This window comes from uncultured Oscillibacter sp., assembly GCF_910579365.1.
In the GTDB taxonomy this organism is placed as follows: domain Bacteria; phylum Bacillota; class Clostridia; order Oscillospirales; family Oscillospiraceae; genus Oscillibacter.
In genome coordinates this window covers 20,853-31,391 of sequence record NZ_CAJTUX010000029.1, presented here as the reverse complement: position 1 = coordinate 31,391, position 10,539 = coordinate 20,853, and the positions used below count along the sequence as shown (strand labels likewise).

The following is a 10,539-nucleotide window of genomic DNA, read 5'->3' as shown; positions in this document are numbered from 1 at the left end:
CGGAGGATACCCATGTGGGCATCGTCTGCGGCTTTGACTCTGCGGGCAATGTCCAAGTCATCCACTGCGCCAGCGGAGCCAACAACGTGGTGGTGACCGGGAAAAGTGGCTTTACTACGATTGCAAGACCTAAATTCTATTTGTCATAAAACAATCAGCCCCGGCGACAGTCGTCGCCGGGGCCTTTTTACATTTTGGAGGTTAATGTTATGCAGTTCAATCTGGATTACTTTTACGGAAACGAGGCGGGCCCGTCCCGTTTTTACCGCATGCCCAAGGCTCTCTTTGACGGCGAGCTCTCCCTGGAGGCCGCGACGCTCTACGCCCTGATGCTGGACCGGGTGGGCCTGTCTGCAAAAAACGGCTGGATGGACGGCCTGGGCCGGGTGTTCATCTACTTTGTCCAGAAGGATGTGCAGAAGTTCCTCCGCTGCGGGCACAACCGGGCCACTGCTTTCATGAGGGAGCTGGAGCGCTTCGGGCTCATTGAGCGCAAGCGCCAGGGTCTGGGGAAGCCCGCCATGATCTATGTCAAGAACTTTTCCAGCTGTGAGAACGACGCCGCTCCGCAAAACGAAACCAATGAGGCTGTGGAGCCGTCTCGGAATGAGAAAAAGGTCTCCGCCGTTCAAAGAGAGGAATCCTCCAATAAGGCTCTTTTTTCTGCGCCTGGGGTCCCCGCCGCAAACCAGCGAAGCGTTTGCGGTGGGGAGAGGAGGAAGGAATGGAGCGGGCGTAGTCCTCGCCGGGAGGCGGGGACGAAGCAGAGCGGAATTTCTTCCGACGACAAGGCCGCCCGGACCGGGCAGTCCAGAGTGCCCGCAGAAGGCAGTCTGGATTGCCCGAATCGGGCGGCTAATGAGACTGAGAAAAAAGAGACTGAATTGACTGAGACCAATCGTATCCTCCCCCAGCCCCTCGCCGTCGCAAACTCCGCATCCCTCGCTTCGCCGCAAGCGGCAAAGCTCACTCGCTGCGCTGCTCCAGCTCTCTCTACCGCAAACGCTTCGCTGGTTTGCGGCGGGGGCCCCAAGGGCCGGAATCTGATGGATGAGATGCGATGGGTCCGGGAAGAAATCCGGGAGAACATTGACTACGAGGGATTGGTCTGGGACCATCCCTGTGACGCTGACATCTTTGACGGCTACGTGGAACTGATGACGGAAGCTGCCTGCTCTACGAGGGAAACGGTTCGTATCTGCGGGCAGGAGCTTCCCACGGCTGTGGTTCGTTCCCGCTTCCTGAAACTGGGGCGGGAACACGTCGAATACGTCCGGGACTGCCTTGGCCATACTACGGCCGCCATTGGAAACATCAAAGCGTACACTCTCGCCGCCCTCTACAATGCCCCGGCCACCATGGGGCAGTATTACGCTTCCCTGGTCAGCCGCGATCTGGCGGAGGATTCGACGGACTCAATACGAGCCCGCAGCGCGGCGCCCTGTCTGCCCATGATAGTATAAGGGACGCTGCCCAGGCTGCCCCGGATGTTTTATTCATCTGTTTTTTTGTTAAAATTATGAAAGAGCGCTTTCCATGTTTTACAAAAAGGGGGCCAGCACATGAACTGCAAAACCTACGGCTACGTCCGCGTATCCACCCAGGTCCAAAACGAGGCTCGCCAGCTGGCGGCAATGCGGGAATTTGGCATAGATGAGGAAAATATCGTCATTGAGAAGCTGTCCGGGCGTGATTTTAACAGGCCGCGATACCATGCGCTGGTGGGCGGCTTATGCCCTGGAGATGTACTGGTCATCAAAAGCATCGACCGCCTGGGCCGGAATTACACAGAGATTTTGGAACAATGGGCCGCTATCACCAAGGGGCGGGAAGCCGCCATTGTGGTGCTGGACATGCCCTTGCTGGATACCCGGCAGGGGCGGGACCTCACCGGAACCCTGATCGCCGACATTATGCTCCAGCTTCTCAGCTACGTGGCCCAGACCGAGCGGGAGAGCATCCGCCAGCGGCAGGCGGAGGGCATTGCCGCGGCGAAGGAGAGGGGCGTCCAGTTCGGACGGGAAGGGATCGAGCTTCCGGAAGACTTTCCGGAATTTGCCCGGCTGTGGCAGGAGAGCGGCATTTCCTCCAGAAGTGCGGCCAGGGAGCTGGAAATGTCCTATCAAACCTTTGAGCGGCAGGGGCTTGATCTGCTGCCTGCTGTCCATGAGGGCGTGGCCGTCCGACAGATGGAGCTCAAGGGCATCACCCCCGGCAAAGGCGATTTGAACCGCTGAATAAGATCGGTTTTCCCCAGCTTTATTGCCCCCCTCATTTTTCTATCAGCCAGTCCAGCACATATTTCTGCCGGATTCCATTGTGGGAAACCGGAGGGTCATTGTCCATCACCAGCAGATACTTGGGATTGTGGTCCGGGATGGAATCCAGCGGTGCCAGCTCTCGCACCAGTGTCGCTTTCTCTCGCACCGTTAAGGCCGCCTGGTAAGCAGCGGGCTGGTCATATCGGACCAATGCAAAGTAATCCCTCCAAACTCAAACGGGTTTGGAGGGCATAAACCAATTTTAAGCATGGCAAAGAGGCCCACCCAAACACCGTTTTTTATTAGGTGGGCTTGCTTTTTTGCTTTTCAGCCAAGTTAAGGAGAGATAACACCTCTTGTATCAGGATGTTATTCATTTCCTTTGACCCCAACCCCCAGCCTCCACTGTGGGATACTATGGACAATGCGCGGGTCCAGATCGAATGCGGTCTGTCCAAGTGTGATGTCCTGAAGATCGCCGATAATGAGCTGGAATTTATGACCGAGACAACGGATTTTGACCGGGGTGCGGCGATCCTCCGCAAAGCGTTTCCCAATATTCGTTTGATGAATGTCACCGCCGGTGCAGAGGGCAGTTATTCCTATTATGAAAGGTTTCGGGTATTCGTCCCCGCACTCAAATTGAAAAACACGGTGGAAACCACCGGCGCCGGGGATACCTTCTGCGCCTGTGTTTTGAACTACATCCTCGATCACGGGCTGTTTGAGCTAAAGGAAGGGGACTTGCGCGAGATGCTCTCCTTTGCCAACGCCGCTGCGGCGCTCGTTACGACCCGAAAAGGAGCCCTGCGGGTCATGCCGTCCAGGGAGGAGATCAACGGTTTGCTGTAATATGCCGGGCACCAGGATACCCAGCTTATGTCTGATCAGCGGTGTTAATGGCGCGCCACCCAAAAACAAGCACCAAACGGCGGTTTTGAAAAACAACAGATTTCAAGACCGCCGTTTTCAGCGCACCGGCGGGCGCACGTTCTAACGGAATAATATTGAAAATACCGGTATCTTTTCCGGCAGTGTTCAAAAACTCAAATTACCTATTGACAAGCTGGGTAATTATGCTATAATCCAATTACCAATAAAGATACTAGGTAATCAAAACGGAGGATTCCCTATGAAAATCTATGCCGATAACGCGGCCACAACGAAGATGAGCCGGACCGCTGTGGACGCTATGCTGCCCTATATGGACGAGATCTACGGCAACCCCTCCAGCCTCTACACCTTCGGCCAGAGGGCCAGGGAGGCCCTGGAGGACGCCCGGGGGCAAATCGCCGCCTGTCTTGGCTGCGAGGCAAGGGAGCTCACCTTCACCTCCGGCGGCAGCGAGGCGGACAACCAGGCCATTCGTTCCGCCGCCGCCCTGGGGGCCCGGAAGGGCAAGCGCCACATCGTCTCCACCGCCTTCGAGCACCACGCGGTGCTCCACACCCTGAAAAGGCTGGAGGGCGAAGGCTTTGCCGTCACCCTGCTGGACGTCCACGAAAACGGCCTGGTGACGCCGGAGCAGGTCCGGGCGGCCATCCGGCCCGACACCTGCCTGGTAAGCGTCATGTACGCCAACAACGAGATCGGCACCGTCCAGCCCGTCTCGGAGATCGGCGCGGTCTGCCGGGAGGCGGGGGTGCTGTTCCACACCGACGCGGTCCAGGCGGCGGGGCACCTGCCCATCGACGTGGGGCCGCAGAACATTGACCTTCTCTCCCTCTCCGCCCACAAGTTCCACGGGCCCAAGGGCATCGGCGCCCTGTACGCCCGCCGGGGCGTGGCCCTTACGAACCTCATTGAGGGCGGGGGCCAGGAGCGGGGCCGGCGGGCCGGGACGGAAAACCTCCCCGCCATCGTGGGCATGGCGGCGGCGCTGGAGGAGGCCTGCGCCCATCTGACGGAGAACGCCGTCCGTATCTCCGCCCTGCGGGACAGGCTCATCGCGGGCCTTGCGGAGATTCCCCACAGCGTCCTGAACGGCGACCCGGCAAAGCGGCTCCCAGGGAACGTGAATTTTTGCTTTGAGGGCATTGAGGGCGAATCCCTGCTGCTTCTGCTGGACGACAAGGGCATCTGCGCCTCCTCCGGGTCCGCCTGCACCTCCGGGTCCCTGGACCCCAGCCACGTGCTGCTGGCCATCGGGCGGCCCCACGAGATCGCCCACGGCTCTTTGCGGCTGACCATCGGCGAGGAGACGACGGAGGAGGAAGTGGAGTATCTAATCGAAGCCGTCCGGGACGTGGTTTCGTATCTGCGGAGCATGTCCCCGGTGTGGCGGGACCTGGAGAGCGGCAAGGCAACCCATATCATCTGAGGAGGATTGAAATCATGGCATTATACAGCGAGAAAGTAATGGACCATTTCCGCAACCCCCGGAACGTGGGGACCATCGAAAACGCCGACGGCGTGGGAGAAGTGGGCAACGCCAAATGCGGCGACATCATGAAAATCTACCTGAAAATCCGGGACGGCGTCATCGAGGACGTGAAGTTCGAGACCTTCGGCTGCGGAAGCGCCATCGCCTCCAGCTCCATGGCCACGGAGCTTATCAAGGGCAAGCCGGTGTCCGAGGCCATGGCCCTGACCAACAAGGCGGTGGCCGAGGCCCTGGACGGCCTCCCGGCCCACAAGCTCCACTGCTCCGTCCTGGCGGAGGAGGCCATCAAGGCGGCGCTGAAGGACTACTACGACCGGCAAGGCGTGGCCTATGACCCGGCCCAGTTTCCGGACTGCGCCCACTGTGAAGGCTGTGGGCGGTAAGGTTTTGGTGGCCATGAGCGGCGGCGTGGATTCCTCCGCCGCCGCTCTTTTGCTGAAACGGCAGGGCTATGACTGCGCGGGCTGTACCATGAAGCTCTTTGACAGCGAAGACGCGGGGCTCAGCCGCCGGACCTGCTGCTCCCTGGAGGACGTGGAGGATGCCCGGGCGGCGGCCTTCCGGCTGGGGATACCCTACTATGTGTTCAACTTCAAGGACGCATTCCGGGCGGCGGTGATGGAGAAGTTCGCCGCCGGTTACGAAGGCGGTCTAACGCCCAATCCCTGCGTTGACTGCAACCGGTACCTGAAATTCGGGCGGCTCCTGGAGCGGGCTAAAGTGCTTGGCTGTGATTATCTCGCCACCGGCCACTACGCCAGGATCGAAAAACGGGACGGGCAGTATGTCCTGAAAAAAGCGCTGGATCAGTCAAAGGACCAGAGTTATTTTCTCTACGGCATGACCCAGGACCAGCTTGCCCATACCCTGTTCCCTCTGGGAGGGCTCCAAAAGTCCAAAGTCCGCAAAATTGCCTGGAAAGCTGGACTCGCCAATGCGGGAAAACGGGATAGCCAGGATATCTGCTTTGCCCCGGATGGGGACTATGCCGCCGCCGTGGAGCGGATTTCCGGCAGAGCCGCCGTCCCCGGAGATTTTGTGGATACCGCCGGGAGGGTCCTAGGAACCCACCGGGGTGTGATTCACTACACCGTCGGTCAGCGGCGGGGCCTGGGAATCTCCGCGCCGGAGCGTCTTTATGTCTGCGGCGTCTCCGCAGAAGACAACACCGTTACCCTGGGCGGAAAAAAGGCGCTGCTCCGGGCCTGGATTGAAGCGGGAACGTTTCATTGGATTTCCGGGACGGCTCAGGAGCGGCCGTTTTCCTGCGGCGTCAAGCTGAGGAGCACCCAAAAGGAGTTGCCCGCCACGGCCTATCCCGCCGGAAAAGGCCGGGTGCGCGTGGTATTTGACGAACCCCAGCGATCTCCTGCCCCGGGCCAGGCGGCGGTGCTTTATGACGGAGACACGGTGCTGGGCGGCGGAGAAATTCTTCCCTCAGACTAGCCGGACACTATCCAAAGGATACAACGGATACGATACCGGAAGGAGGCACGCTGAATGGATAATCCTCTTCGTTACCAGATGACGGAATACGACTGCGGCCCCACCTCCATGCTCAATGCCGTCAGCTATCTCTTTCGCCGGGAGGAGATCCCGCCGGAGATCATCCGGAGCGTCACATCGTACTGTCTGGACTGCTTCGGCCCGGACGGGACCTGCGGGAAATGCGGCACCTCCTGCATGGCCATGATGTTCCTCAGCAGCTGGCTGAGCGGCTTCGGCCAAGCGGGGCACCTGCCGGTTTCCAGCCAATACCTCTCCGGGCAAGAGGTGAATTTCTCCCAGAACGGAAGGCTGCTGGATACCCTGTGCCGGAGAGGGGCCGCCGTGGTCCGGGTGGATCTCGAGGGCTGGCACTATGTGCTGCTGACAGATGTGCGGGGGGATATGGTTTACTTTTTTGACCCCTACTACCGGCCAAGCCCCTTTGACGACCCGGCCCTGCAAATGGATGAAGCCCATCCGGCGTCCTATAACCGGATCGTACCGGTCCGCTATTTTGAGGGAACCGGCGTCTATGCCCTTCCCCCTCCGGAGGAACGGGAGGCCGTCCTGCTGTTCAATGAGAACACAAAGCTGACAGAGGAAAAAACGGTAGAATACATGATTTGAAGGGAGCGCATTCACTATGCCCCATAGAGCATCTTATCGAGGACCTCTGATCCTCATTGCTTGTGTAGCCCTGGGTGCTGTCCTGGGCCTTTCCCTGGAAGAAAAGGCGGCCTTTCTCTACCCCATCGGACAAATCTGGTTGAACCTGCTATTCGTTCTGCTGGTGCCGCTGATCTTCTTCTCCATCTCCAGCTCCATCGCCGGGGTCAGTGACACCAGACGGGTGGGGAAGATGCTGGCCCTGACCATCGGTGTATTCGTGGTCACCGCCGCCGTCGCAGGAATTTATATGTTTGCCGTCACAGGGATCTTCGGCGTAGACACCTCCATTCAGCTGGGTGGGGCGGAGGCAGAAGCGGGAACCGCCGTCATGAGCGTGGGGGACCAGATCGTCAACACCTTCACCGTCAGCGATTTTCCCCTGGTGATCTCCCGGAGCCATATCCTGGCCCTCATCGTCTTTACGGTGTTCTTCGGCGTCACGGTGTCCTTGCTGGGAGAAAAGGGCCGCCCCGTGGCGGAGTGGCTGGGCCATCTGTCCCTGGTGTTCTACAAGATGGTAGAGCTTTTGATGAAGCTGGCTCCCCTGGGTCTGCTGGCCTACTTTGCCAACCTCACCGGGACCTACGGTGCGGACCTTCTGAAAAGCTACGCCCGGGGCCTGCTCATTTACTATCCGGCAGCCATTGTCTACTTCTTCGTGTTTCTGGCCCTTTACGCCTTCCTGGCGGCAGGCCCCTGGGGTGTGAGGAACTACTTCAAAAACATCCTCACCCCGGCCCTGACAGCCCTGGGCACCCGCTCCTCCGCCGCGGCCCTGCCCTTGCAGCTGGATGCCTGCGACAAACTGGGCGTTCCCCGGGAGGTCAGCTCCGTGGTGGTGCCGGTGGGCGCTACCTGCCACATGGACGGGGCCTGTATCGCCACCATCTATGAGATCGTCCTTTGCTGCGCCCTGTTTGGCCACCCGCTGAACAGCGTCGGGGACTTTGCCTTTGCTCTGGTGATTGCGGTGGCCGGTTCCGTGGCGGTGTCCTCCGTTCCCGGCGGCGGCGCGGCCATGGAAACCATGGTGATTTCCGCCTTCGGTTTCCCCGCCGCGGCCCTGCCGGTGCTTCTGATGATGACCCAGCTCTTTGACGCCGGGTGTACCCTCATCAACTCCTGCGGGGATACGGTCGCCTCCATGTTGGTAACCCGGATTCTCTACGGGAAGGATTGGTACAGAGAAAACCTGAATGCGGGGGGACAATCAGATGAATGACAGCACACAATGTATGGGAACCCATTGTGAGCGCTCCGACTATCGTCCGGATATTCACGGCACCCTGATTCCCGGCAGACGGGGGCGGCTGCTTTCTGTCCTTTACACCGCCGGAGGGGCGGGGCCGCATCCCGTCGTCCTGCTGTTCCACGGAATCCCCGGCTGCGAGCGGAATTTTGATCTTGCCCATTTCCTCCGCCGGGCAGGCTTCCATGTGCTGGTGTTTCACTACAGCGGTAGCTGGGGCAGCGACGGGGATTACTCCCTGACTCATGATCTGGAGGATGCCAACACGGCGTTGAACTGGCTCCTGGCAGATGAGGCCCACGGAATTGACAAACATCGCATCTATGCTGTGGGGCACAGTCTGGGCGGCTTCGTCTGCGCCCATTTGACGGCCTGCCGGACGGAAATCCGTGCCGGAGTCCTGCTGATGCCCTGCGATATCGGGCGACTTCCTCAAATTGCCGCTGAAAATCCCCGCGCCGCTGAGACCATCCGCCAGGTGCTGGAGGACAGCGCCCTATGGCTGAACGGCACCAGCGGAGAGGCCCTGCTGGAAGAGGCGGTCACACACAGCCGGGAATTTCGTCTGGAAGGCTTGGCGGAACCGCTGTCAAGGAAACCGGTCCTGTGCATTGCCGGGAGTCTGGACGTCCACACGCCTCCGGAACTCCACTGCGCCCCTCTGGAACGGGCCGTCCAAAATCGAGGCGGCGTCATGTTCCACACGGTCAGTTATCCAGCGGACCACTTCTTTTCCGACTGCCGGGAAACCGTCGCCAAGACAGTCGAGAGCTTTCTCCTGAGATGTATTGTGTAAAGGGTGGTTTCACCACCCAAATACACATTGGCTGACGGTTCATTTGTGGCAAGATGACGCAGGCTGGAAAGGCGGTGATCGACCAGCAGGAGGGAACCGAAGCGGGGAGCGTCCGGGGATGACCTGGGCGCTCTGCTCTCTTTATAGGCTCTCTGCTAAGAGCGCACTTACTCACCACCGGCTAGGGGCCGATGGTGGTACTGCCTGACGGCAGCCGTGCGCCCTCCGGGGGCGGCTCCGCTGGGATGTCCTCTCCTGCCGGTATATACCAGCAGACGCCAACGGTGGCTTGTGCATCGGACGCAGCTTCGCCGATCACCGGGGGCTTGGGGGCCTTCAGCCACCAACAAGCTGCACTGGGTATATACCGGTGCATTGCTTGCCACTACTATCAGCGTCCAAAAACAAGGGTTGAATATCGCCCGCATCGGTGCTATACTTTGCTCGTGTCAATCCGACAAATCGGGCGGGATTTGTAAAGGAGATAACCCTATGAAAAAATTAAGCTCAGAAGCTGAAAAAATAATGATTGAACGCTTTGGAAAAGACACGGTTGTTGCGTTGGCAACAGTAGAAAATGAAGTACCCTATGTGCGATATGTTAATGCTTATTATGAAAATGGTGCATTTTATATTATTACATATGCGCTCTCAAATAAAATGAAACATATGGAAACCAACCCTACTATTGCAATAGCTGGTGAATGGTTTACAGCCCATGGAAAGGGTATCAACTTAGGTTATTGGGGAAAGGAAGAAAATCATTTAATTGCCGAGAAACTGAAACTTGCCTTTGCTGAATGGATTGATAACGGACATAATAATTTTAATGATGAGAACACTATAATTCTATGTGTAGAATTAACAGACGGACTGTTGCTTTCACATGGAACAAGATATGAGTTTTAGACCTTAAATTCCAATTTATCGGGGGGATTTCATCTTTTTGGTGAAATCCCCCTTGACAAATCTTATCTTGGAACAGCTTTCTATTGAAAAGAGCTGACCATAAGGGCCGCCGGGTCCCGCAGAATTACAGGACCCGGCGACCTCTTTATATTACATAATCGTTCCCGGCATCACGCGAATGTATGATATCCGCCACAGTGATGTGATCCAGATATTCGTTGATAACCCGATTCAACCCCTTCCAGACCGGCAGAGTACGGCAATTCGGGGCCCTTGGGCAGACATCTGCGGCTTCTTCCAGACAGGCAACAGGGGCCAGCGTTTCCTCCGTCAGCCGCAAAACCTCGCCTATCGTGTATTGTTCCGGCCCTCGGGTCAGCTTGTAGCCGCCTCCCTTGCCTCGCACGCCGGTGAGTAGCCGGGCCTTGACCAGGATTTTGATGATGGCTTCCAGATATTTTTCCGAAATTTCCTGCCGCTGTGCGATTTCTTTCAAGGGAATATACCCCTCCGACGGATGCTCAGCCAGGTCGGCCATAACCCGCAAGGCATAACGGCCTTTCGTTGAAATCAGCATATGGCGACGCTCCTTTTAATAGAATATACCTATTATACAACATGGTTAGTTGGGTTTCAAGTAAGATTTTGCACAATGACGATTGACAAGGAATATCTTTCCTTCTATAATACATATAAACCCACTCGAAAGGTTGGTATATAAATGAATCCATATCCTGAATTTCGATGTTGTATCAATCATAGCTGACGGAGCGAGACAAACGCC

The 10,539-nt window shown here is 57.7% G+C and carries 12 protein-coding genes; 10 read left to right on the top strand and 2 right to left on the bottom strand.

All coding sequences use genetic code 11. The annotated features are described in order from the left end of the window. Positions 1–209: 209 nt before the first annotated feature. Together QZ329_RS08530 and QZ329_RS08525 are read left to right on the top strand one after the other, a co-directional pair. Positions 210–1,463, top strand: coding sequence for a DUF6017 domain-containing protein (locus tag QZ329_RS08530; protein WP_295751109.1), 1,254 nt, complete (start codon positions 210–212; stop codon positions 1,461–1,463). Between the two features lie 99 nt (positions 1,464–1,562). After that, positions 1,563–2,237 (top strand): recombinase family protein, encoded by a 675-nt coding sequence (locus QZ329_RS08525; protein ID WP_295751107.1) that lies wholly within the window; start codon positions 1,563–1,565, stop codon positions 2,235–2,237. Between the two features lie 34 nt (positions 2,238–2,271). On the opposite strand, the gene QZ329_RS08520 is transcribed toward QZ329_RS08525, so the two are convergent. Further along, a complete protein-coding gene (locus tag QZ329_RS08520; protein ID WP_295751104.1) occupies positions 2,272–2,427 on the bottom strand; it encodes a hypothetical protein in 156 nt (51 codons plus the stop codon). Between the two features lie 200 nt (positions 2,428–2,627). On the opposite strand from QZ329_RS08520, the gene QZ329_RS08515 reads away from it, so the two are divergent. The 8 genes from QZ329_RS08515 to QZ329_RS08480 all read left to right on the top strand — a co-directional run bounded on the left by QZ329_RS08515 (position 2,628) and on the right by QZ329_RS08480 (position 9,755). After that, positions 2,628–3,113 (top strand): PfkB family carbohydrate kinase, encoded by a 486-nt coding sequence (locus tag QZ329_RS08515; RefSeq protein WP_295751112.1) that lies wholly within the window; start codon positions 2,628–2,630, stop codon positions 3,111–3,113. 280 nt (positions 3,114–3,393) lie between these two features. Continuing rightward, entirely contained in the window at positions 3,394–4,581 is a 1,188-nt protein-coding gene (nifS, locus tag QZ329_RS08510; RefSeq protein WP_295751101.1) for a cysteine desulfurase NifS, read from the top strand. 14 nt (positions 4,582–4,595) lie between these two features. Next, positions 4,596–5,027: a Fe-S cluster assembly scaffold protein NifU gene (gene nifU / locus QZ329_RS08505; protein ID WP_295751098.1), complete on the top strand. Its 432-nt coding sequence runs from the start codon at positions 4,596–4,598 to the stop codon at positions 5,025–5,027. Beyond that, positions 4,975–6,090: a tRNA 2-thiouridine(34) synthase MnmA gene (gene mnmA, locus QZ329_RS08500; RefSeq protein ID WP_295751095.1), complete on the top strand. Its 1,116-nt coding sequence runs from the start codon at positions 4,975–4,977 to the stop codon at positions 6,088–6,090. Before nifU ends, mnmA begins: the two co-directional genes overlap by 53 nt. A 54-nt stretch (positions 6,091–6,144) precedes the next feature. Further along, on the top strand, positions 6,145–6,759 hold the full coding sequence (locus QZ329_RS08495; protein WP_295751093.1) for a peptidase C39: 615 nt from the start codon (positions 6,145–6,147) through the stop codon (positions 6,757–6,759). Between the two features lie 16 nt (positions 6,760–6,775). Then, entirely contained in the window at positions 6,776–8,023 is a 1,248-nt protein-coding gene (locus tag QZ329_RS08490) for a dicarboxylate/amino acid:cation symporter (protein ID WP_295751090.1), read from the top strand. Continuing rightward, entirely contained in the window at positions 8,016–8,846 is an 831-nt protein-coding gene (locus QZ329_RS08485) for an alpha/beta fold hydrolase (protein ID WP_295751087.1), read from the top strand. Before QZ329_RS08490 ends, QZ329_RS08485 begins: the two co-directional genes overlap by 8 nt. Positions 8,847–9,338: 492 nt before the next feature. Then, positions 9,339–9,755, top strand: a complete 417-nt coding sequence (locus QZ329_RS08480) for a pyridoxamine 5'-phosphate oxidase family protein (protein WP_295751084.1) — start codon at positions 9,339–9,341, stop codon at positions 9,753–9,755. A gap of 145 nt (positions 9,756–9,900) precedes the next feature. On the opposite strand, the gene QZ329_RS08475 is transcribed toward QZ329_RS08480, so the two are convergent. Continuing rightward, positions 9,901–10,332, bottom strand: a complete 432-nt coding sequence (locus QZ329_RS08475) for an RrF2 family transcriptional regulator (RefSeq protein ID WP_295751081.1) — start codon at positions 10,330–10,332, stop codon at positions 9,901–9,903. Between the last annotated feature and the right edge of the window lie 207 nt (positions 10,333–10,539).

Excerpts from the sequence above, each read along its gene's own strand:
- QZ329_RS08530 (WP_295751109.1), top strand. The coding sequence starts at position 210 with ATGCAGTTCAATCTGGATTACTTTTACGGAAACGAGGCGGGCCCGTCC.
- QZ329_RS08525 (WP_295751107.1), top strand. The coding sequence starts at position 1,563 with ATGAACTGCAAAACCTACGGCTACGTCCGCGTATCCACCCAGGTCCAA.
- QZ329_RS08515 (WP_295751112.1), top strand. The coding sequence starts at position 2,628 with ATGTTATTCATTTCCTTTGACCCCAACCCCCAGCCTCCACTGTGGGAT.
- nifS (WP_295751101.1), top strand. The coding sequence starts at position 3,394 with ATGAAAATCTATGCCGATAACGCGGCCACAACGAAGATGAGCCGGACC.
- nifU (WP_295751098.1), top strand. The coding sequence starts at position 4,596 with ATGGCATTATACAGCGAGAAAGTAATGGACCATTTCCGCAACCCCCGG.
- mnmA (WP_295751095.1), top strand. The coding sequence starts at position 4,975 with ATGACCCGGCCCAGTTTCCGGACTGCGCCCACTGTGAAGGCTGTGGGC.
- QZ329_RS08495 (WP_295751093.1), top strand. The coding sequence starts at position 6,145 with ATGGATAATCCTCTTCGTTACCAGATGACGGAATACGACTGCGGCCCC.
- QZ329_RS08490 (WP_295751090.1), top strand. The coding sequence starts at position 6,776 with ATGCCCCATAGAGCATCTTATCGAGGACCTCTGATCCTCATTGCTTGT.
- QZ329_RS08485 (WP_295751087.1), top strand. The coding sequence starts at position 8,016 with ATGAATGACAGCACACAATGTATGGGAACCCATTGTGAGCGCTCCGAC.
- QZ329_RS08480 (WP_295751084.1), top strand. The coding sequence starts at position 9,339 with ATGAAAAAATTAAGCTCAGAAGCTGAAAAAATAATGATTGAACGCTTT.
- QZ329_RS08475 (WP_295751081.1), bottom strand. The coding sequence starts at position 10,332 with ATGCTGATTTCAACGAAAGGCCGTTATGCCTTGCGGGTTATGGCCGAC.